Genomic DNA, 21,911 nt, shown 5'->3' with positions numbered 1-21,911 from the left:
GCATTGGAGTGGTCCACGCCCTCGGACTACGCCAGGAAACATGCGGTTTCTCGGCGAAAACAGCACCAACTGGAGCCGGATTTTTCCAACTCTGGGTGGACCTAATACGGGGTCAGGGTCAGCACTCGATCAATGGGCCTACCGCCATGGCGTTGAACTGAAGCTGATCCAGCCCGGAAAGCCGATGCAGAATGGTTACGTCGAGAGCTTTAACGGAAAATTCCGGGATGAGTGTCTGAATGAACACTGGTTTCGGGATCTCGCTCATGCTCGTGAGAAGATCAGCAATTGGCGCTTGGACTACAATGAGCAGCGTCCGCATTCATCCCTGGGGTATCAGACACCCTTGGAGTTTGCCTCCGCTCTCCGACTTGGAAAAACTGATTCAAAAGTAACGGACATTACTAGGGAGCAGTTGGATTAAAGACTGGGGGCAGGTCACTCAACCCGATCCAAAGGCATTTTTTCAGCGCCTGCTGAATAGAAAGCTCAGCTCGCCACATTAGGGGGGAGGTAGTAAAAAAAGTGTCCACCGAAGAATAAGTGGACACTGTCGTTGCGTGAATGGCGTTAGCTCAGGAAAGGATCGGCGGGCCTCTAGACGTAGAAGTCCAGGTCCTCCTGAGCTTTCAGCAGATCCCGCATCTTGATGGGATCGTCACCAAAGAAGAACACCAGGCCCCAATGAGTACCGAAGGCTGACCGATCGGGAACGGTCTCTTCAGTTGGCTCATGCAATTCGTGTGACACGAAATAGGGATGCTCGATGGTTTCCTTGGGCATTTCCAGTCTGCTGACCACACGACGGCGTGGATAAACGCCAAAGCAGCCTGCATAACCTTTCGCACCCTCGACTTCCTTGGGAAAGAATGCAGCCACTTCCTCTTTCGTGCTCTTGGGATCGAATACCAGCATCGATGCCTGATAGGCGTTGAAGCCGTAGGCCATCTCGATGAGCTCGAAAGCCTTGAACCCGGGCGGGCGGTAGGCAACTTCACCGAAGTACATTTCGCCGTCTGCGGTGACGAAGTACTCCGGATGAATCAGGCCGAACTTGATATCAAAGGTCTTGATCAGCAGTTCGATCTGCTTGGTAATCGCGTTGCGCCAGCTCTCGAGTTCCTTTGTAGCGGGCACGAACACAGAGTAGCCCAGCGTTACATACTCGGAAATGTTGAGAAACTGGATCTTGCCATCGTGAATCCACGCTTCAACCGCAAATTCCCAGCCACTGAGATGGCTTTCCATCAGCAGGGGATACTCCTCGTCCGGAATCTGGTCAATTTCTTCTACTGTGCGGATCATCCGGTGGCCAAGGCAACCGGCCTTGTCGAATGCCTTGACGTGAATCGGGTCATCCGGGTCGCCGGCGAGCTTGAGCAGCGTCTGGTTAACGCGCTTCATGAAGCGGACGATGTCGTCCTTCTCATGGGCTTCCTCAAAGATCCCCACACGAATGCCGCCAAGCTGCGCCCGGCGCTTCATCAGCGCCTTGTCACGGAACAGAATCGACTGTCCGTACATGCGGGGGCTGTCAAGCAGGACAGAGTTGATGGCACCCGACCATTCGACGGTTTCTTCGAACAGCGGGATGGCGACATCGACGCCTTCCGCCTTCAGCGTTTCGGCAATCTCCATGGACCGATCATTCAACCGGATAAAATCCCACGGGATAAAAGGTATCTTGTTTGCCGTACAGAAATCTGCTGCCCACTCCGGAGCAACTACAACGTAACGGCGGTCAAACTTTTGCGCAGCTTTGATCGCATTGACGCTCCAGCCAAGCAGGGCGATATAACCTTTGTTCGGATCTTTCGGAGTCTCGGTTCCTTTAACCGAGTCCATTTCCGGATCGAGCCAGGCCGCTACCTCTTTGGGTAACTCTTTTTCCGATGTCATAGACATTCGATGTTCTCCTTGCTGATTTACCTGGAAAAACTGCGCCGACATTGGAGCGCACCAGACAAACTGAGCGTTTAGGCAATGTCGTTTATAGGGGATCAATAATCCCAATCACCAGTACCAATATAGTCAATGAAGTTACAAATGGAAACGAAAGACCCGGAACCGTTTGCTTCTGAACCGCCTTGAGAGCATCGTTGGGGTTGGGAAATTTCCAAATGGCGCATCAGGCAAGCAAGGACGACAATGTGACTATTCCCGGTTCTGAACCAGACACCAATACGTCTGTTGCCAGGTTTGATGAGGCCCTGGAACAGCTTGCGCTCGCTCGCCAGAGCGAACTCGCGGCGCCAAACACCGAGGTACTGGAAGCGGCACTTTACGTTATGGCTGCTCCTGACGGACTGGACGCGCTTTATGCCCGCGTGCCGGCAATGGAGGCCAAGGGCGTATTTACCAACGGTGACTGGGGCCAACCTGCCATCCTGCGGCCGGCACTCGCCGTACGAACGCTACGCCAGGGAGCGCCCGACTTCACGGCAATCGAGGCCCTGAGTGAACTTCGTCTGCTAGCGGTGGCCATGGGCGATTATCGCCACCCCGGAATTTCCGCGGAGCAGGCCAAAAACTTCCTCACCCAGGTGACAGCACTGAATCTGGACCTGCTATCGGGCCAAATGAGCGAAGCGGACAGGGAACGACCACAAGGGCTGGGCGAGATCGTCAATTCGCTTTACCAGTTTCTGCTCGACCGGCTGGGCTATGAAAGCATTCTCGACAGCCTGGTGGACGAAGTACGCCGTTTGCTGGCTCAGCGCCCGATACAGACTGATAGCATCAAGCAGATGGTCAGCCAGATTGCCAAGTGCCTGTTTGATCCGGAAATCGATACCACCGGTATGCACAAAGCAGCGCGTCTTGTCAGCGCCTTGTTCGGCCCAACCAAGGGCTGTCGCGACGATCCGGGCTTTGCAGTCTACGGCGAACGCCTGGCTGCCATGGACGAAATCGCGTTGTCTGAAGAAGCACAAGGCTTTGCCAGCGCAATGCATGAAACGGGCATGGTTTCTCCCTACCATCCCATGTTGTTGCGACACCTGCGGGATAACCGGGATGACCTGATACCCCTGGCATTGGGCCTGAGCATCACCGGCAACGATGTGCTCCAGTGCTACCGTCAGATAGTGCTCCAACTGATTGACGAAGTGGTCCACCCGGAAACCAGTCAGGCCGTCTATGGCCTGGCCATGTTTCTTGAGCGTGGTGCTCTGTTCACGCCGCCCGTGGCTGCAGGCCTTTGGCGGCAACTTGAACTGAAGTTGTGCCAGGCGGCGTCCGACAGGCTGAGCGTGGTTTTCGGTGATGCGCACCCGCCGCGAGTGTATCTTCTCGCGGGTGTACTGAGCCTTCTGGGGCAGCCACTGGGTGTTGGCCAGGGTAATAACCCGACGTGTCAGTCCGTCATAGGCCTTTCCATGTGGTCCTTCAACGATGCCGATTTTCTGTTGCAGTTGGTGGCCTGGGCCGCCCGTGATGACGATGTCCTCATGCGTTTCGAGGGTCAGCATGTTAACTCGCAGAACCTGGAAGCCGGCCTTGCGAAAGTGCCTCCAACCGATGTGGATCCGGTTTCATTGATTCTCGCACCTCACCTTGACCGTATCTATGGCGAGATGGGGCGACTGTGCGGGGTACGCGACGACGACCTGCACCGCTGGATTAACCCGGAGATGTATGGCTGGTGGGTAGGGCATGGCTTTCTCAGTGTTATAAGCCGGGAAACAGGCAAAATCCATGAGTATGACGACTTCATCCGTCACTTTTACGCTTCCTACCATCCGTATTACAACGGCAATATACCCATTATCCATCCGCAACCAGCCGGTATCGCTGTCACCGACAGTGGAGGGCGCCTGGTTGGACGCCATGCCATAACCATCCTCCGGGCCAATCTCGATCGCGATGGCGAAATGCGCGTCTACTTTTTCAACCCCAACAACGACAGTGGCCAGAACTGGGGTCAGGGTATTAATTGCTCGACAGAGCGTAATGGTGAGCGCCACGGCGAAGCATCACTGCCGTTCGCTGAGTTTGCTTCTCGCTTGTGTGTGTTCCATTACGACACCAGGGAACTGGGGGATACGGCAGTGGTTCCGGAAACAGACGTGACACGCGCCACGGAGCTGGGGCGCACCAGTTGGGCTGCGAGTTATGAGTAGGGGAGGACTTATTAAGAGTCTCCCCAGTTAACGTTAAGCAGTCGGTCAGTTTCCTTCTTTACCACGGCATAACACTCACAACACAGGGACTCCAGTTGTGCGCGGTCCAACACCTCAATCCGGCCGCGCCCGCAGGTGATCACACCAAGCTTCTGGAGCTTCCCTGCAGCTTCGGTCACGCCTTCGCGACGGACACCCAACATGTTTGCGATCAACTCATGGGTCATCTGCAAGGCATTACCCGGGAGTCGGTCGAGGGACATCAGCAACCAACGGCATAATTGCTGATCGATATGATGATGCCGGTTGCAGACGGCAGTCTGCGCCATTTGGGTGATCAGTGTTTGTGTGTAATGCAGCAGGAGTTCCATCAGCCTGCCGTGACGATCAAACTCCTCCTTCAGTACCTCCCTTGGCAGCGCATAGGCTCCTCCCGCGCTTCGCACCACAGCCCGGCTCGAAGTGCTCTCTCCACCTGTGAACAAGGGCACGCCAAGCACGCCTTCATTACCAACCACGGAGATTTCGGTGGAGGCACCCTCATGGGTCACGTAAAGCAGTGAAATGATGGAATCGGTCGGAAAATAGAGATGGTGTATGTTCACGCCAGGCTCGTATAGCACTTCTCCCGCGGAAAGATAGACGGACTTCAGGTGAGGGCACAGACGCGCCATGCTATCTGCCTTAAGTGTGGCCAGCAGATGATTTGATTGCGGTTTCTGAGAATCGAGCGAGAACGCGAATTCCGTCGCCATCCCGGTATCCTCCATGTGCCAACCGGTGGAATGTCAAATACTGTAAAATATAGTACAGTTTTGAGATGCTCGCTGTATCCTTAAAAATCAGTCACGCCCGGAAAGACAGCCGCACAGAAGCCTGGGTTTAACGAACCGTTTTCCAGAATGGGCGGTGTGCCTCACGCAGCAGTTCGGCTCTGGATAAGCCCACATCCCATGCCAACCGATCCAGTTCTCTTGCTGGCAAGCCATTCAGGCGTTCTCTCAGTCGGGTACGGGTTCTGTGATGATCCAGAAAGGATTTAACCCTGGACGAAAAGACTGTTTCGATATTCATGATTCACCTCCGGTGCCTCATGAAATTCTATTCCCGCAGTATTTTTCGAACAGGTACAGATGGGTGGAATTAGGGGAGTACAGTATTCAGCCTGATCTTTACGAATGCTCCGGCATAGGCTGCAGCCAGGCGAGTTAAAAATAATCATCTATAGTGATGAGTAAGTCGTATTACCACCTCCTGCTTGCTAGGTGAAAAAACCATGAAAAAAATAGTCCTTCAAGTCGCCACATTTCTAGGCGCTCTTTCATGTTTTGGATCGGTAAATGCGACGGAGGCGAGAACCTCTCTCGTTCCGCTTCCTTCTATTGGCGATTTTACAAATGGTGACGGTTGGGGTGTTGGGCTTGGGCTGAGCGTTGAATATGAGACTGCTTACGAGGGCTCGGACGAGTTCGAGCTTGAGGTCGATCCGGCTGGGGCTGTTCAGTGGCGAACTGGGGAACACCTTTTTTTCTGGGCAGGTGAAGCCATTGGATGGCGAACATTGGCCGAGGATACCTGGTTGTTTCAAGCCTCTGTAGGCTACGAAGAAGGCCGTGAAGAGGGTGATTCAGAAGATGGCAGACTGGATGGGTTAGGCGAATCGAGTTCAGGGGTGACATTGCTGTTGGAAGTGCGTCATGCGCTTGCAGACGATTGGCGTTACTTTTTGGATGGCCGTGTATTAACAGGCGAAATCGGCACACTAGGGATTTTCGGTGCAGGAACTTGTTTGGGCTGCCAACCTGACGGCACTGGCTGGGAAATTGGCGCTGCTGTCACTTTTCACGATAGTAAGTTAGCCAATCGGGACTTTGGTGTGAACACACGGCAAGCCCAAGATTCAGGTCTTCCAGAAACCGATGTTGATAGCGGGTATAGATCAACAGGTGTCAATGTTAACTATCGAAATTACTTGAACGAAAACTGGCAGATCTTCGGTGAAGCTCTTTACGAAGTCTATGGGAGTGACGTTTCAGATAGCCCAATATCTCGGAATGATTATGAAGCGGAGATCGGTGTTGGCTTCATTTATGTTTTTTAAATCAAAAGGGCGATTTTCGGTGGTTTTTACAGGAAAGCTCAGAGTTACTGGGTTAGAGCGGTATTCGCCAAAAGTGGTGGGCCTTTCTCTACATTGCATCGTATTTAACTTATACGCGGTTGTGTTGTTCATTGAACTAGACTAACTCCAATAAATCTCACTTAAACAACGGCCTAGCTCTATAGCGACTGGGTTTGGTTCACCAGATACTTCATGCAGCATCAAAATCGCTCTTCTCATGAACTTACTCGACCCGCTGAGCGTTGGTTGCTGCTGCCTGCTAAACAAAGGCTGGCACTGCGATAGAAGAATCCCGGTTGCCGCAAACGCTGGCAACGGGGTAAAACCTGATGGCCTCTCGGGCTTATTGGTGTTCGCCATCCAGGTCACTTTTTAGCGCCCACTCCGGCACGCCTTGACCAAGGAGCTGCATTTTATTGGCTAAGTACAGATGTTGGGCCCTTGGGTTGCCCTTTGCTTCATCAGAGAAATCAATATTCCACTCCCGCAAGAAGTATCCGACCAAACACGCTTTTAATTGAACTGTCTTCACTTTTCCTTCGATAGCATAATCAAGGCTTATAGTATCTGGAAATTCGGCTTTGGGATGTGGGGATAACTCTAAGGTGACTTCTGTATTCCATGCTTCGTCGTGGGCAAGAGAAGCATCAGACAGGGAATCCGACTTAGCACTGTAAAACCTGGTAAGGTTAAAGTCTCTGAAGTCGGCGTTTTGCTCGTCAAAGCAGCGGACATGCCATCTCAATCCGTCATGGACAAGAGCGAGTGGCGATAGGAAACGAGTCTTTTTACCGCTATTCAAAGACAAGTATGTGGCAGTCATTTTCCGCTTTAGGTAGATGCATCGTGTAATGGTAGACACCAAACCTAACGGCAATGCTCGCTTGATGCTTCCGCTTACCCAACCTTCAAGCCGCCTAGCTCTGTCATGCCCCAAAGCGATAGCTCTCTCGCCGACCAGCGCAAAAAGAGCCTGATTAACATCATGCTTAAAAAGGGCATCCTCCTCACTACCACCAAGCAAATAGGCTTTTTTACGAAGGTCATACTCCAACATTCCTGGTGCCAGGTCCCCGTACAGAGCAAGGTCTTTAGTGGCAGCTGGCTCGCTGATTCCAAATCTCGTAACGAGGTCTTTTCGGCTCACTTGGCCCGAAAAAATCGCAAGAAATTCAATAAAAAACAGGCGTTCTCGCTGGATGTCACGCTGTTGAGTCATTTCAATATCGCTCACGGTGTTTGAAACAGCTTAGCACCTACCACCACAATTTATCACGTCATAAAATGTATGACGTGATAAAAAGTATTGCATCGATTAAAGTTTGAGCGTAAAGTTGCTTTGTGATCAGGTGACAAAGTTCTTGATCACTACACATTTCTTGTAAGTTGAACAGCGAGGCTTAGCACTATGAGTAAAGGAAAACCTGACAACCCCAATAAACCGGAACATCCAGATGTGCCACCTGGACCGCCGGGAAATCGGCCAAATCCCGGTGAAGGTGCCCCCAAACCGCCCGGTCACCGCCCGGTGGGATAATTATGACTAGCTGGTGGCAGAACTACCCTCAAGAATTCGAGGCAGAATTGGATGCGCTAAGAGCCTCAGACTTCCAGTGGGAAATCCGAAAAGATGACCAGGAACAAGGACGCCTGGTCATAGACCTACAGGTGACGCACGAGGGGGTAGCTTTTGAGCTCACGGCAGAGTACCCGGATAGCTACCCCTACTTTCCGCCACAGGTGACGGTGAAGAACCATTTCTTTACTCGCCACCAACACCCCTGGAATCGCAATCTTTGCCTGTTGGAGAGGGAAAACGAGGACTGGCGACCGGGTGTAGATAGGCTGGCAACTCTCGTTGAAGACCAGTTCCCGCAGATTTACGTTACGAACCAGAAAAACGGTAACCCAGACCTACAAGCAGAAATTGAAGATCATATCGGCGAGCCATTTTCCGCTTTTCTTCAAAGCCATCCTCATTCATCGATTGTGGTCCCCGACTCCTCGCCCAGTCCGACCATCTCTCATGGATATCTGAAATTGAAGAAAAGGAAGTTGCCCGAAGAAGTTGATAATCCAGCCGTGGTGGTAAACGGTGCGATAGAGGAAATACAAGACTCTGAAGGCAAGCCTATATTGGCAGGGGTTTCGAGTCCTCCGGTTTTCACTGATAGCGATAAGGCGTTTTGGATGAGGTTGCCGGGGCCTCCTGATGTTGCTGCCATCAAAGACGCAGGAGAGCTGCAAACTCAGCTTATCCAAAATGCCAAAGACCGCATTATTGACTTCAGAAAGCGTCTTGCGAAAGCAAAGACAGGAACAGTCATTATTATTGGTTTTGTCTACGAAGACGAAGTTGAATGGAGAGAGCACCGTGATGACTGGTTTTTCATTGCAATCAGAGTTGAGCAAGGTGCACGAAAATCGAGGCCTTCTCGGCTGCGCACGGCATTTGTCAGGCCAGATTGGGGTGGAGAAGAAGCATGGCTCATGCGCGCCCCTTTTTTGCAGAGTGTTCGAGACAAAAAAGTCGTTTTGATTGGAGTGGGCAGTCTAGGATCTTCCCTTGCTCTTAAGTTGGCCAGTGCCGGGGTCGGTGAATTGCATCTTATTGACCGTGATGTTGTCCAAGTCGGTAATACGATCCGGTGGGCCTTGGGGTGGCAAGCTGCAGGCCTATTAAAAACTCATGCAATAGCTGGTTTTATCGAAACGAATTACCCTTACACTCGGGTCCAACCACATTATGTGAACATTGGGCTGCCTCATGGAGCACGGGAGCAATCCGACCGGGATGTCTTAGAGCACCTGGTTGGTCACGCTGATCTGGTGATTGATGCAAGCGCTAGCTACCGCGTTAATCATTTCATTGCGGACCTCACTGCTAGCATGGAAAAACCTTACTTATGGCTTACCACAACACATGGTGCGGCGGGTGGGACTCTGGGCAGAGTAGTGCCTGGCAAAACAAAAGGCTGCTGGCATTGCTTTCAATACGCGCTGGGCGACAAGACCATAGAGCCCCCGGCTGATTCTGGCGGAGAGGATATACAACCGGGCGGATGCGCCCAGGCAACGTTTATAGGAGCCGGTATCGATAGTGAGGAAGTGGTGGTTCTGGGATGTCGTTTGGCCATAGCGACGCTGTCGGATAACGACGAAAGCAGATATCCCGATTTCGATTGGGACGTGGCAGTTGGTGATTTCTGGGACAAAAAGACTGGTGTCTCTCTCGCCCCTCGATGGACAACCAGCTCACTGGGAGCACATCAGCACTGTAACCGGTGTTCCCCGTGAGAGAGACGGTATGGGCGAGCTGCTCAGTCGTCGAGGGCATGGAATTAGAGGCCGACCGGGCTTTCCCCTATGAAACCGGTGGCGTACTCGCGGGTTATACATCAGAAAAGGGCATACCCGTTATTTGCGCTTTCACCGGGCCCGGCCCCAACGCTAGACATGATTTCATTCATTTTGAGCCTGACCACGATTGGCAATGCGAGCAGCTAGAAGAAATCTATCTCAAATCATCAGGCCTAATGACATATCTTGGAGATTGGCACACCCATCCAAATGGGCTCGCTAAGATGAGCCGAATTGACAAGAAAACACTTCGTAGGATTGCAGAGCACAGAGAAGCTCAGTGTGATTTCCCTTTAATGATGATAGGTGGAGGTTGTAGCCGCTCTTGGCAGTGGGCTTGCCATCGTTACCTTGGGCGAGATATGTGGGGACTAATAGCAAAATACCGGCGGGCAAACCTTAAAACCTTTGATGTAGACGAATGGGAATCAGCATAAGGGTATCCGTAAATCGGGTGCGTCTTGTTTTTGCGCTGACCCTGAACGGGTGTTTGCGATCCGGTTAATCTGGATATTTGTGATGATGGCAAACTGCACTATACGGTCTCGCTGGGGGTGACGTTGGTTGATGTCGACATATCCTCACTAAAAGCTGCCTTGAAACGCGCAGACCAAGCGGTCTACGGTGCCAAGGGAGCCGGGCGTAATCGCGTCTTCTGGAAAGGTGATGATCGACAAGTTGCAAAGCCCGCCTGCCTTGGTGCCAACCCTTGTAAGTCGCGAAAAGATCAATGTCGGTCAGCCTTTAGGCGCTTGCGGTCTTTTGCCCACTGCTGATACTCAGGTAAGGCAAGAGGCCTCGAGTAGTGAAAGCCCTGAGCCAGGTCTGCGCCCAAATCGGTAACTATTTTCCTTTGTTGCTCTGTCTCAATACCCTCTACCGTTACCTCAAGTTTTAATGCTTTGGCCATAGAGATCATGGATTCCATGATCGTCCGAGCCTCTGCGCTGACTTCCAGATTACTGACAAAAGCCCGGTCAATTTTCAATCCGGACAGCGGCAGATGTGTCAGGTACTGAAACGAAGAATAGCCTGTGCCGAAATCATCCAGACTGACTTTAAAACCCTGGTCCCGAAGACTCGCGACGGCTTCTTTTGCGTGTTGAGGATCCTGGATGAGTGCGCCTTCCGTAATTTCAATTTCAAGGCATTCCGGACTTACGCCGTATGAAGAAACCAGCCTCCCCAGATCATTAATTAATGAGGGATTCATCAAGTTGTTGATTGCGAAGTTGACACTAACCGGCATGAGATTCTGCGACCTCATATTTTCGCATGCTCTAGCAATCACGAAGCGCGTCACAGGATCTATCAGCGTCGTACTTTCAACCTTGGGCATAAACAGGCCAGGCATAACCATTCTGTTTTCACGGTCGAACCAGCGCAGCAAAGCCTCTGAACCGACGAGTTGGCCGGACCGCATACATATTTTGGGCTGGTAGAATAGCTGAAACTCCTGATTCTCTAACCCATCGCGGACCCGCGCTATGAGCTGTACACGCTCTGCAGTTTTTTGGTCGAACATCGGATCGTAACGGCGGTAGGGAACATTATTCTCAATTGCTACCGACAAACCAGTTCTTGCGCGGTTGATAACAATCTCGGGATTCTGATCGTTTTCTCGAACAAGGTAGCTTCCGGCAACAATCTGGACACGGAGCGAAATACCTTTGACAATGGTTTCCGCTTCACCAACCCTCTGAGCAACTTCGAAAACAGAGCCCACTTCCTCTTGGCGGTCCACGTCGTTGCACGAAACAACGGAGAATAAAATCGCCAGCTCGGATTTGCTGAATCGATAAATCTGGTGGGGTATTTGTATATTTTGACTGATACGCTCAGCCAGGTCTTTCACCACCTGTTCAGCAGTGTCAGCGCCCAAGGACTGCAAAATCTCCCACAAGTCCTGCATCCTCACCAAGAGTATCGCTGCCGAAGGAGCCTTATCCTGACTTGCCCGTCGAAGCAATCTTTCAATATCTCGTGTCAGGGCAGCTTGCGTCCGAAGTCCGGTCTTGTGATCGACTTCGAGCGCCTGAAGCCTGCGTTCATTGGCTAGTTTCAGGCTTTGAAAAAGTCCCGCTGAAAAACTTCCAATGAGAAGAAAGAAAGCGATTCGTGCCAGCCAGTTGTCCATTGACTGGGACGTGCCATTTGAGACATCAAGGGGCATCCACGGGCCAATAAGAATACCTCCCGTTATCGCGCAGAGCACTGCCCCGGGCAGCCCAAACCAAACAGCGGATAACAGTATCGGTACCAGAATGACGTAAGGATATGCGTAACCGGTGCCTCCGGTGGCGAAAACAACCCAGGTTCCAGCGGTTAATAGAACAATAATAACGAGTAGCCTGCAAACCGCTCTAGCCAATCCCGACAATTGTGGCCATTTTTCGGAGTGCCATATGTTTTCGAGGGTAGGAAGATAGCTACTGCTCTCTCTATTCATTTGACTGCCTTGTGAATAAATGAGTCTTTACGAATTCTAGGTAGTACCTTCGCCTTCAGTTATGGAGCCCATTGGCTCACGGTATCGGCGTCCTTCGTGGCTTTTTCACGATCAAACACTGACAAGCGTAGTTCAAAAAAGAATCAAAGCTGCGTAACGAAATGTTACGGCTCCCTGTTGTCAGAACACCTAGGCTCTGCTTTGACGCCTAGAAACACGGAATTTTTCTCAAACCCGACACAAACACTGACGGCGCAACATCGAAAACGGTCCTCGGTTTACCCAGCCACTACGCTGAGGTTGGTCAACTGGGTTAATCGACAGGCCGACCATAAGGTGAAGCACCTTTGGCCTGAACCAACAACTACGTTGCCAAGATTGGAGCGTATCACTTGCCCCGAATTTCATCAGGGCTGCCACTTTAAATTATCAACCACCGGAACAGCTGGCTGGAAATTTGAGTTCTAAAATTGCTGTGACTAAGCTAGAGACAAAATGTAGACAAATGCGGGGATTCTGAACTTCGGCGTTTCAGGAGTTGGTATATGTCCGACGACGTGCAAAGAATCGTTACCCCGCCACTTAACGGGTTATGGATAACTGGTGTCGGTACCAGCGATTATACCAACATAACCAGGACAGTTTTTCCCTTTCAATCCTCGACGGTCATCCGCTCCATTGCTGGGTGCAACTTCGGACTAACGCGCCTAAATGGGCCAAGCGTACCTCCGAGAACAGCTACACACCCTCACCGAACCACATCAAGCCAATAAGGGATCCGCATGGTTTTTCCTTCTCAGTCAATGTCCATTTTAGTTGTAGAGGACATCGCCGCTATGCGGAAAATGGTGAAAGATAGTCTTCGATTGATGGGGCTGAACAACGTTTCGCTTGCTGAAAACGGTGAGCAGGCACTAGCTCTGCTAGCCACCAATCGCGTTGATTTGATAATTTCTGATAGCAACATGCCAAAAATGAATGGCATGGAACTGCTGAAAATAATACGAAAAACACCTGCCTGGCGCAGCATTCCTTTTATGATGGTGACGGCCGAAAGCGACAGGACTTTGGTCAGCGCGGCGATCGAAGAAGGCGTTACCCAGTTCCTTATCAAGCCTTTTACCTACGCGGATCTCCAGTATCGGGTCAACAAAATTACGAATCAGGTTAAACACGCTGGCCCGGCAGAAATCATCCCAGCTGCGGAAGAAACTCAGGAAACACCGAACGAGGCATTTGGTCACGATTTTGGAAGCGCCACGGTAATGCTGGTGGGCGACTTAGCGATGGAAAAATCCGTTGCGCCCATCCTAAAGCAGTTTCATAAAATTAGATCCGCAATCAGTGGAGAGGAAGCCTTGGAAATGGTTCGTGCTCTTGAGGCACCAGACCTCATCCTGATGGAGGTAATGCTGCCGGACACAACTGGCTATGACGTCTGTCACCAGTTAAAAAATGACCCTTCGACAGCTGCAATACCGGTTATATTTCTGACAACACAAGCAACATCAAATGAGATTACTCGCGGATTCAAGTCGGGATGCGTTGATTACATCACCAAACCGGTAGACCCCACGTTGCTTCAAGCACGCGTCGCGACACACATCCAAATCCGGCACGCGAAAGAAGACTTGCGTAACCACATTGATACTCTGCTGGAGAACGCCCGCCTGCGAGAGGATGTTGAACGTATGACGCGCCACGACATAAAAAGCCCTTTGTCCGCCATCATCTCTACTGCCGACGCGTTGTTGCAAAATGGACCATGGGCAAGACATGTCGCGGGCGCATTGGAAACCATGCGAGACGCAGGTTTTGACGCTCTCAATATGGTGAACCGAACCCTTGATCTTTACAAAATGGAGACAGGTGTCTACCGGTTTGAGCCGACTTCCGTGGATTTGGTCAAATTAGCAAAAAGGGTCATTCGAGAAATGAAAAGTGAAGCAAACCAAAAGCAGGTCCGTCTATCTCTGCGACCCGACCCGAACTGCTTTTGCCTCGGGGAGGAAAGTTTGTGTCTTTCCCTGTTGCGAAATTTACTTAAGAATGCCGTTGAAGCCTCCCCACCGGGCCATATCGTCTACATCATGTTGAACAAAAAAGCGAAAATTAATCTGATGATCCATAATAAAGGGACCATTCCCGACAGCTTGAGGGATACATTTTTCGACAAGTACACAACAGCCAATAAGGCACAAGGGACGGGCTTGGGGACCTATTCTGCAAAATTGATGACAGAGGTGCAGGGAGGAAAAATACGTTTTATGTCCAATTCCAAGCGTGGGACTGTCCTACACGTGGCACTGGATCCTGCCTTCACCGATCAGGGGGAGCAACAGTTGGTTTCATCAACAGCGTAGTGACTGTCAGGTAGCTGCGAGGAGTTCATGTCCAAAGATTCGGCGAGACACTCATTGGAATTAAACCCGGTAACGGAGCAGCGTGCTCGGTGTGCTGCCTCTTTGGCAGGCTTCGAAACGTTGGACAGGTTTATCGAACAGGCCATACTTGAAAAAACCGACCGCGTTTTCCAGGAGGCTGAAACCATCACCTTAGACACCGACTCATTCCAGGCTTTTCAAGCCAACTGTGCGTCTCCAGACGTTGCCAATGAGGCATTGGTCTCCGCGATGCAGCACCGACTCAGATTAAAATGAAAACTGCAGTGAGTTTTCTGGGCTGTCAGGAAACGACTTCATAGTTCGGTCCCGACGGTGACACTGGTCACCGTTTTTGTCCATGGGAATGAGCGTAGGCCTCAAGGAGGTGACCAGCGAGAAGCTTCTCCACTGGAATTGGGGAGGTCGATTCGATGTATCGAACCAGGTCAAGGATGGTCGATATGTTCCCATCCAGCCTGTTCTTCAAAACCCGTATTTCGGCTTGGGCCTCCTCGTAACGCTGTTTGTAACCGGCTCGGGTTCGTCCTCGCTTTGCGCTACTTTTCTCGCGGGCGCCTTTTATGCCAGCGCGCTCCATCTGAAGGTTGGCATAGCGATCAATTAAAGGCCTGCGGCTGCTCAACGAGCTGAGTTTGCCTTTGATGATGGTCTTTGCGACCAGCCTTTTGTGGAGGGACGCTGGCGTGATTGCCGCCTCTTCATAGCCGGACGCCAACATCAGCATGAGTTCATGCTCGATGGCCTGGGTTAGCTTTTCACCTTGCAGCGCCATGGCTTTCCTCCTGAGGCTGATTCGAGTCGGGCAGGGCAGCCGCAAAGCGGTCTGCCAGGGTTTCCGGGCGAGATACGTTATGGAGTAATCCCGACGGGAATACCTGCAAGACGAGGTTCTTGTCGCGGGCTTCTCGGGCACGCTCGACGGTAATTTTCATTTGGCTCGTCATCTCACGGCTTTCCTGAAGTGCCTCTTCATAAGCGGGGTCGTTTGCTTGGTGCCGTTCAAGCTGCTCCAGATGCGCTGCCATGTTCGTATAGTTGCGCTCCAGCCCCTCCAGTTCGCCCGGGCGGCCGGTTGCCAGGAGATTGCCACAACCGCCGCCCTGTAGGCATTTGAGCTTCTTGGGGCATCCATGGAGTGCCAGGTTGCGGGTGCAGGCGCCGTTTACCACGATGTGAAAGTCGCGGCCGTGGGTTTCGATAAAGTTTTGTGCATGCTCCGGGCCATCCTGAGATTTGGCGCGGTTATAGTCGTTCTGTAATTCGCCAACCAAAACGTCGGCATCCAGGGCCGTGGAAACAAAGTTCAGTGTTTGCTCTTCGGTGTCGAAGGCATGAAACGCCTGGCGTAGGGGGCGCTCGAGATCCTGCAGGGAGGCCTTAGCAATGCCGAGGTCCTGTACCAGTTCGGTGAGCAGGGTGTCGCCGAGTTCAGCCAGGGCAGAGGCAGAACTTGCGGTACCCTCCGGCGCGGCATCGCCATGTTGGTTGGCGCTTGGCAGGGGAGTTTTTCGGTATTCGATCAACCGCTTTTGGGCAGACTGGCGCTCGTTTTCCGTGAGGTGCTGGTAGTAGCGGTTCTGAGTGATGTCCATCCTGCCCATGATCATGGCCTGCAGATGCTCTGACACACCGGCTAACGCTAAAAACGTGTTCAGGTTGTGGCGCGGATGGTGGGACCTCCACTCGATACGGCCACCGTTTTCCTCTGTGTACTCCCGGACATCGAAAACGCTTTTATTGGCTGCGTTTCCGCCGATGAAGGCATTCAGATCGACGAGTTTCATCGGCTGCACGGCGGGCAGCACTCGAGCACCACGGGCCAGACCGATGGGGCTGCTGGGGCCAACTAGAAGCAGTTCATCGATTCGCATGGTGACGCGGCGTTGGCCAACCAGGAATTCGTAATTTATCGGGTTTGCCGGATCCGGAAGATACGATCGCACCACTTCCTCGACGTCGGCAAAACTGTATATGGGCTCTTGAACCTTACCCCGGGCAACCCCGGGTTTGGTCTGAAATCCAATAGGCGAAAGCTTTCTGGCTTTAACCCAACTGCGAACACCATTTTGGAGGCGCTGGTAGAGAGGGCGCTCATCTTTCGTCTCGGTGTATCGAACGTTACTTTCGATGATTTGGTTGATCAGGTCCGACTCGGAAACGGTGGATTCCTTCCAGTTCAGGATGTGCTTTCCGCCAGATTCAACGAGCCACCGAGCGTGCTGATGAAACGGGTTCGTCAGTTCGAGAATTCGAAGATAAGCCCGCCTGGCAATTGGCGCGGCATTGCTTTCGAACCAGTGGATTCGGTTTTCGGCATGCTTCTCGGCGTAATAGCGGATTCCGTGTTGCTCCATTGGTGAGCCGTCTGCAGCGATTAATGGCATCCCCGTCTCTTTGCTCTGCAAAGGGCGCGTAACCCAGCAACCTCGGGGGAGGAAAAGAACTTCATCGCCTCGCAGACCGGTGCAGAACAGAAGGTCAACCACCCGGCAACCCAGCTCTTCCCAATAGTGGCGAGGGCTGGTCGTGATCGCGGCAAAGCCTTTCAGAGCGGCGAACGTGATCAGCCTTTGTTCGTCGTCATCTCTGGACCGGTCATCAACCACACCGTCCTTGACCGCTTTCCGTGCGACCTTACCGCGGTTCTTCTTGTTATCGGCTGTGTGTTTGTGCTCGTACTGTGGCGCTGTCAAAGTCAGGCCTTCCTGGATCAGTAGCCGCTGGACGGTATTCGCGTTCGTCATGGCATCGAAGACGTTCTTGTAGCCCACAGAGACGAGCGTTTCGTCGATGTACTGGAAGACCGATGTGTCGATGTAGATTGGATTGGTCTGCTGGCGAGTCGCTCTGAGGCCAGCATAAATGCGTTTCAGAGTCAGGTGGGTGAGCAGTAGGCTCTGGGGCGAAGGCTTTCTATTGGCCGGGGCTTTCTCATACTGGTGCACCACAACTGCCTTGATGAAATCGACATAGTCCCTGTCGGCGATCACCTGGCTCTCAAATCCCTTCATGCGGGAAATTTCGGTGTGAGCCATTGAGCTTTTTCCCGCTCGAATGGATAGCCAACCGGTGCTTTGATTACCCCAGGTCGTCGCACTCCATGGCTGCTGAGTTACAGGCTCGATCTCGGCCTCATAATAGTCCCGACGGGCCTGGATGAAGCGCTGAAGATTCTCGATAACCTGCTTCACTGGCAGCCCTTCCGATGCTTGCAGTGATTGATCACCACCTGGACTTCGGCGATCACGCCCTCGAGTTGCATAACGGCAGGATTTCGGTGGGTTTGGCCGGCGGCGTCTGAAATCGCAAGCTGACTCGCAGCCTCAGCCTTCAACGCGTCCCTGACGCCGGCGTGGTCTCCATCCAGGAAGGGATTGAAGTCGCTGCAGCCATAACAACTCCGGACCGGCTCAAAATCGCAGGAGCTGGAACTGCATCCACCAATGCCTGTAAACAAACGGTTACCGACCATGCCCGCGACTTTCCGGCCGCGCCAATCCGATTCCTCGCCGATTTCACCAGTGAGAATCATGCCCATCATTTCCTGGTAGGCCGCGTTTTCACCAAGAGCTTTTTGTTTGATCACCGCCAATTCCGGCGTTGCGGCTATGTAGTGACGGGCCGCCACGGTGCTGCTGTGGCCAAGTACTCGGGCAATCTGATCGGCCGATGCGCCAGACATCGCCAGGCTATGGCCTACGTGGTGGCGGAAATCATAGGCCGTCAGGTGAGGGAGGTGACGTAGGAAATCCTTGAGCTCGGCGGTTTCTGGCATTGGGCCTACGAAATTCCGGGCGGCCCAGGCTCGCAATCGAGAATTCAGAGCCTTGTCGAAGCTTTTCGCCATAGCCAGGGATCCATCGGGGAGCCGCAACAGCTGGCCATTTGCCAGATCCGGCCGATATCGATCAATCAAAGCCTGGATGATGGCGCCGGCTTCCGGGCTCAAATCCAGTTCAAATGGAGCCTTGTCGACCCGCTTGGCCTGTTTGGCAGGCGGTATGCTGATGGAGAAATAGCGATTGTGCAGGTTCTTGAAGTCTTCTTCTTTCAATTTGAATAGCTGGGCAGGGCGCATGCCACCCTCTAAACACAAGACAAGCGTGGCTAGCCCTCGGAGCTCACTGGTCGTTCTATCATGGAGAATCGCAAGATCACGACCTACACCCATCTCTATGAAGCGAATGACTGCCGGTTTTAGTTTCAGTTCAAGATCATAATAAGCTTGCCATTCGTCCCTTGGTGTTAATGGTTGAAGCGCCTCAAGGTCAAACAAATCATCGGATGAGAATCCCGGGAGCTCATTTTCGCAACACAGAGCAATCAATCGTTTCCAAGGGAAATAGGCGTCTCGCTCCTTCAGTTTCTTGAGACGCTCGATGCAGTTTTTCGAGTCAAACACACTTAAACCCGTGAACATGACCGAGCAATACTCAAGAAGCCTGAACGCGTATGCAGGTGAGTAGGATCCCAGAAATCGGCCCGCTGCCCAACGGAGCAAATGAGTGATGGCAACCGTGCGATCTGCGAGGAAACGCTCATCACCTGCGGTCTTGGCTGCTTTTTCAGCATAACGCTCAAAGTCAAAGACAAAATTATTCCCAGATGACCGCAAAGCCCATGATTGTTCGGAAGTGTCGAGATACTGAGTGTCATTTGGATCAGGCGCGAATAACGGGATGAATCTTCTCATTGGTCGCTGGGAAATAGCCTGAACCAAGTCTTCGGAGAGCAGCTCTTCTAGAACCGTCCTGCCCTCCGATGCACTCTGGGCCGAAGTCGGCTCGCTATTTCGTCCCGGTTTTACTGAAACCCTCATCGGTACTCTGGCTCCATTTGTTTTTCTTGCGACTGGGCGCTCAATCGACGCTGAGCCTTTAAGCGACGAAGATTCGCGGCATTTGCGCTCTTGGAAATGTATCTGGCGGCATATTTCTGCGGCATCGGACTTGTCTGACTCCATCCTCCGAGCTGGCGCAGCCGGTCTTTTGCTGTCTCGAAATCGCAGCCATCCTGTTCCACCAAAGCCTCGAAAGTATCCGTTGCCCAGGTGAATCGGAACATGTGAGCATGGAGCGCAGTCAACGTGCCGCCTAACTCAACACTGCATAGCCCCGGAAAATGTTGCTGCAGCGTTCGGTAGAGATCATCAAACACGTTCTGGGCTGCACGCATAGACAGAGGGCCGTGATTCTTTCGTGTATTGACGAGTAAAAAGGGGTGAGGGGGGCTGGGCATACCTCGCAGATGATCGACGTACAACTCCCAGAGTTTGATGTCCTCGGAGGCAAGCTCCAGTAACCGCTCTGACCACGCATTTTTGAGCCTGGGCGCAACTTTTCGAGGGTCCCCCGCACCGTCGTATGTTGTTATTGCCAGCGCTTGTCCGGATCCAGAGGCATAAGGAACTAGGCTCTTTGTTCTAAGTAGCAACAGTTCTCCGATCCGCAGCCCATAATGAAGCAGTAGCCTAATAATGAGGTGATTTCGCACCTGTAAAACCGACTTTTGGTTATTGTCGACGTGCTTCTGCCAAGGATTCAGCGGATTATCCTGTTTGGAGGTCGACGGTCTGGAGCACAGCGCGATTGCTTTTACTTCTGCTGCGTTCAGACTTCGCTCTCTGACGACTAATTGCCCTTCAGACCCTCTGGAGAAAGGCTGTCCTTGTCGAGTATTGAGTCGTCCACATGCTTCACGTCGAGCCCCATGAAAGCGCACTCGATAACTATCGAGTGTCAGTATTTGTTCTCTCGATGTGAGCTGGGTATAACGCGATGAAACGTAGCGTCTCGCCAAGAACAGCAAAAACTGCGTCAGACAACTTAGACGGACATCCCGTGTTCTATCAGCGATCTCCGGCCTGTAATCTTCTCGCCAAGGGTCGTCGGTTAACTTTTTCCCGGAATCGATGAAGATGACGAAACCTGGATAATCGACAAGAGCTGCGTCCAGAGCTTGGAGTGGAGTTAATAGTGGGAAGCCAGGCTGAAAGCTCTCGAACAACTCCTCATCAAACGATCTGTTGTGCTTTTGCTGCCAATAGTTGTACCACTGACAAACTGAGACCATGTGTTGCTGAACGGTATTGATGGCCTTCGACAAGCCCCAGGTCTGAAGATACAAAAGCGGCAACAATGCGGGCAGGCCCGTGCCGGTATCACTTACGACGATCGAAAGCTGGCCGTGATAGGAAAATTTCTTGAGATGGAACCGGTCCCTGGCACTCATTTTCACGCTGTCCTTACGTGTCTATGAACCGACTATAAGACTGCGCATAACAAAAGGAGAGAAATTTTGGTGGAATTTGCAAAGAACCGCACAAATATTGAGTTAGAGCGGTACTGGGTAAAATCTCATGAACCTTTCGGTACACTGCATGTGCTTTAACATAATATACATTATACGCAGTACACGGCGCGGCAAGGCGCCCAGTAGGCAGCCAACCATGGAAGCCAGTCATACGTTAACGGGGACACGCCCGCGCCTGACGCGAACAATGTCAGCCATGATAGCCAGCGCAATTTCGGCGGGCGTTTTACTTCCCAGGTCGAGGCCGATGGGCATGTGAATGCGCTCAATCTCCGCCGCGCCCAGCCCGCCTGTGCGAAGAAGCCTTTCAGCCCGGGCCCGGGATGTGCGAACCGAACCCATGACTCCGATGTAGCCGGCAGCGGTTTTCACGGCTGCCATCATGGCCAGATCGTCAATGCGTGGATCGTGGGTTACGGCCACCACGGCCGTGGACGGCGTACACGTGCCGGGTGATGCAATATAAAGCGAGGGCAACTGCGGAATAAATTCAACTTCCCCAGGCAGTTCAAGATCACGGGTGACCTCTTCACGGGGATCGCACAACACAACCTGATAACCGAGGCTGATGGCAAAATTGGCGCAAGCCTCTGCCACAGTTGAATAGCCCGCCAGGATCAGTTTGGCGACCGGACCTATCCGAATCCTGACGACCTCTTCGCCGTCATTTACGACTACACGTGGACCCGTTGCTGAGGCAGGTTCAAGCCGGCTTTTGCCATCCGTGAGGCTCACCTGTCGCTCGACTTCCTTTTCACCGCCGAGTGCTCCCAGGACTTCCCTCAGATGGGCCAGGTTCTCATTGGTGGCTGCCATTCGCTCCACCAGCACTTCCAGAATGCCACCACAAGGCAAGCGAACACGGGCGTTTTCGGGGCCGCCTTCAGGTGCTCCATAGCGCACGATAACGGCTGGAAGCTGATACTCCCCATTGGTCAGGCGCGCGAGAAAATCCTCCTCAACGCAGCCGCCCGAGAGTGAGCCCAAAAGCTGCCCGTCAGCGGTGGCAACCATGAGTGAGCCCGGCTCCCTGGGCGATGAGCCGAAGGTGGACACCACCGTGCACAACCAGATCGCCCTATCGTCCCTAAGCCATTCAATGGCCCGTTCAACTACCCGATAATCCAGGTTTTGCATAGGAG

The 21,911-nt window shown here is 52.4% G+C and carries 17 protein-coding genes; 7 read left to right on the top strand and 10 right to left on the bottom strand.

Annotated features, from left to right (window positions below; genetic code table 11):
* Nucleotides 1-424: integrase core domain-containing protein (locus QPL94_RS18100; protein ID WP_285359329.1), on the top strand; the 424-nt coding region annotated here is incomplete at its 5' end.
* 173 nt (nt 425-597) lie between these two features.
* On the opposite strand, the gene QPL94_RS18095 is transcribed toward QPL94_RS18100, so the two are convergent.
* Nucleotides 598-1,905 (bottom strand): ATP-grasp domain-containing protein, encoded by a 1,308-nt coding sequence (locus QPL94_RS18095; protein ID WP_285359328.1) that lies wholly within the window; start codon nt 1,903-1,905, stop codon nt 598-600.
* A 215-nt stretch (nt 1,906-2,120) separates the two neighbouring features.
* On the opposite strand from QPL94_RS18095, the gene QPL94_RS18090 reads away from it, so the two are divergent.
* Entirely contained in the window at nt 2,121-4,121 is a 2,001-nt protein-coding gene (locus tag QPL94_RS18090) for a hypothetical protein (RefSeq protein WP_285359327.1), read from the top strand.
* Between the two features lie 11 nt (nt 4,122-4,132).
* Here QPL94_RS18090 and QPL94_RS18085 read toward each other — a convergent pair whose 3' ends face one another.
* Entirely contained in the window at nt 4,133-4,876 is a 744-nt protein-coding gene (locus QPL94_RS18085; protein ID WP_285359326.1) for a Crp/Fnr family transcriptional regulator, read from the bottom strand.
* A gap of 127 nt (nt 4,877-5,003) precedes the next feature.
* A complete protein-coding gene (locus QPL94_RS18080; RefSeq protein ID WP_285359325.1) occupies nt 5,004-5,195 on the bottom strand; it encodes a DUF1127 domain-containing protein in 192 nt (63 codons plus the stop codon).
* 202 nt (nt 5,196-5,397) lie between these two features.
* On the opposite strand from QPL94_RS18080, the gene QPL94_RS18075 reads away from it, so the two are divergent.
* Nucleotides 5,398-6,222 carry a MipA/OmpV family protein gene (locus QPL94_RS18075; RefSeq protein ID WP_285359324.1) on the top strand — a complete coding sequence of 275 codons (825 nt, stop codon included), beginning with the start codon at nt 5,398-5,400 and terminating at the stop codon, nt 6,220-6,222.
* A 364-nt stretch (nt 6,223-6,586) separates the two neighbouring features.
* Here QPL94_RS18075 and QPL94_RS18070 read toward each other — a convergent pair whose 3' ends face one another.
* The gene (locus QPL94_RS18070) at nt 6,587-7,477 is read right to left on the bottom strand and encodes a BrxR family helix-turn-helix transcriptional regulator (protein ID WP_285359323.1); all 891 of its coding nucleotides are present in this window, start codon (nt 7,475-7,477) and stop codon (nt 6,587-6,589) included.
* A gap of 305 nt (nt 7,478-7,782) precedes the next feature.
* Here QPL94_RS18070 and QPL94_RS18065 point away from each other — a divergent pair, with 305 nt between their 5' ends.
* A complete protein-coding gene (locus tag QPL94_RS18065; RefSeq protein ID WP_285359322.1) occupies nt 7,783-9,540 on the top strand; it encodes a ThiF family adenylyltransferase in 1,758 nt (585 codons plus the stop codon).
* A gap of 38 nt (nt 9,541-9,578) precedes the next feature.
* Nucleotides 9,579-10,040, top strand: coding sequence for a Mov34/MPN/PAD-1 family protein (locus QPL94_RS21435; RefSeq protein ID WP_350310650.1), 462 nt, complete (start codon nt 9,579-9,581; stop codon nt 10,038-10,040).
* A gap of 290 nt (nt 10,041-10,330) precedes the next feature.
* On the opposite strand, the gene QPL94_RS18060 is transcribed toward QPL94_RS21435, so the two are convergent.
* Nucleotides 10,331-12,052 (bottom strand): putative bifunctional diguanylate cyclase/phosphodiesterase, encoded by a 1,722-nt coding sequence (locus QPL94_RS18060; protein ID WP_285359321.1) that lies wholly within the window; start codon nt 12,050-12,052, stop codon nt 10,331-10,333.
* A 782-nt stretch (nt 12,053-12,834) separates the two neighbouring features.
* Here QPL94_RS18060 and QPL94_RS18055 point away from each other — a divergent pair.
* Together QPL94_RS18055 and QPL94_RS18050 are read left to right on the top strand one after the other, a co-directional pair.
* On the top strand, nt 12,835-14,415 hold the full coding sequence (locus tag QPL94_RS18055) for an ATP-binding response regulator (RefSeq protein ID WP_285359320.1): 1,581 nt from the start codon (nt 12,835-12,837) through the stop codon (nt 14,413-14,415).
* Nucleotides 14,416-14,442: 27 nt separating this feature from the next.
* Nucleotides 14,443-14,712, top strand: coding sequence for a type II toxin -antitoxin system TacA 1-like antitoxin (locus QPL94_RS18050; RefSeq protein WP_285359319.1), 270 nt, complete (start codon nt 14,443-14,445; stop codon nt 14,710-14,712).
* Between the two features lie 67 nt (nt 14,713-14,779).
* Here QPL94_RS18050 and QPL94_RS18045 read toward each other — a convergent pair whose 3' ends face one another.
* The 5 genes from QPL94_RS18045 to QPL94_RS18025 form a co-directional block, all read right to left on the bottom strand.
* Nucleotides 14,780-15,229, bottom strand: coding sequence for a hypothetical protein (locus tag QPL94_RS18045; protein ID WP_285359318.1), 450 nt, complete (start codon nt 15,227-15,229; stop codon nt 14,780-14,782).
* A complete protein-coding gene (locus QPL94_RS18040) occupies nt 15,213-17,648 on the bottom strand; it encodes a hypothetical protein (RefSeq protein ID WP_285359317.1) in 2,436 nt (811 codons plus the stop codon). The genes QPL94_RS18045 and QPL94_RS18040 overlap by 17 nt, the downstream gene beginning before the upstream one ends.
* Complete coding sequence (locus QPL94_RS18035) at nt 17,645-19,276, bottom strand: site-specific integrase (protein WP_285359316.1); 1,632 nt, start codon at nt 19,274-19,276, stop codon at nt 17,645-17,647. Before QPL94_RS18035 ends, QPL94_RS18040 begins: the two co-directional genes overlap by 4 nt.
* Nucleotides 19,273-20,688 (bottom strand): site-specific integrase, encoded by a 1,416-nt coding sequence (locus QPL94_RS18030; protein WP_285359315.1) that lies wholly within the window; start codon nt 20,686-20,688, stop codon nt 19,273-19,275. The genes QPL94_RS18035 and QPL94_RS18030 overlap by 4 nt, the downstream gene beginning before the upstream one ends.
* 228 nt (nt 20,689-20,916) lie before the next feature.
* Nucleotides 20,917-21,906: an XdhC family protein gene (locus QPL94_RS18025; protein ID WP_285359314.1), complete on the bottom strand. Its 990-nt coding sequence runs from the start codon at nt 21,904-21,906 to the stop codon at nt 20,917-20,919.
* Nucleotides 21,907-21,911: the final 5 nt, after the last annotated feature.

Source organism: Marinobacter sp. SS13-12, assembly GCF_030227115.1.
In the GTDB taxonomy this organism is placed as follows: domain Bacteria; phylum Pseudomonadota; class Gammaproteobacteria; order Pseudomonadales; family Oleiphilaceae; genus Marinobacter.
This window is presented reverse-complemented; position numbering and strand designations above follow the sequence as displayed.

Bases quoted from the DNA above. Each gene is read 5' to 3' on its own strand.
- QPL94_RS18035 (WP_285359316.1), bottom strand. From the start codon at position 19,276: ATGAGGGTTTCAGTAAAACCGGGACGAAATAGCGAGCCGACTTCGGCC.
- QPL94_RS18095 (WP_285359328.1), bottom strand. From the start codon at position 1,905: ATGTCTATGACATCGGAAAAAGAGTTACCCAAAGAGGTAGCGGCCTGG.
- QPL94_RS18075 (WP_285359324.1), top strand. From the start codon at position 5,398: ATGAAAAAAATAGTCCTTCAAGTCGCCACATTTCTAGGCGCTCTTTCA.
- QPL94_RS18030 (WP_285359315.1), bottom strand. From the start codon at position 20,688: ATGAGTGCCAGGGACCGGTTCCATCTCAAGAAATTTTCCTATCACGGC.
- QPL94_RS18090 (WP_285359327.1), top strand. From the start codon at position 2,121: ATGGCGCATCAGGCAAGCAAGGACGACAATGTGACTATTCCCGGTTCT.
- QPL94_RS18025 (WP_285359314.1), bottom strand. From the start codon at position 21,906: ATGCAAAACCTGGATTATCGGGTAGTTGAACGGGCCATTGAATGGCTT.
- QPL94_RS18045 (WP_285359318.1), bottom strand. From the start codon at position 15,229: ATGGCGCTGCAAGGTGAAAAGCTAACCCAGGCCATCGAGCATGAACTC.
- QPL94_RS21435 (WP_350310650.1), top strand. From the start codon at position 9,579: ATGGAATTAGAGGCCGACCGGGCTTTCCCCTATGAAACCGGTGGCGTA.
- QPL94_RS18060 (WP_285359321.1), bottom strand. From the start codon at position 12,052: ATGAATAGAGAGAGCAGTAGCTATCTTCCTACCCTCGAAAACATATGG.
- QPL94_RS18080 (WP_285359325.1), bottom strand. From the start codon at position 5,195: ATGAATATCGAAACAGTCTTTTCGTCCAGGGTTAAATCCTTTCTGGAT.
- QPL94_RS18085 (WP_285359326.1), bottom strand. From the start codon at position 4,876: ATGGCGACGGAATTCGCGTTCTCGCTCGATTCTCAGAAACCGCAATCA.
- QPL94_RS18065 (WP_285359322.1), top strand. From the start codon at position 7,783: ATGACTAGCTGGTGGCAGAACTACCCTCAAGAATTCGAGGCAGAATTG.
- QPL94_RS18055 (WP_285359320.1), top strand. From the start codon at position 12,835: ATGGTTTTTCCTTCTCAGTCAATGTCCATTTTAGTTGTAGAGGACATC.
- QPL94_RS18050 (WP_285359319.1), top strand. From the start codon at position 14,443: ATGTCCAAAGATTCGGCGAGACACTCATTGGAATTAAACCCGGTAACG.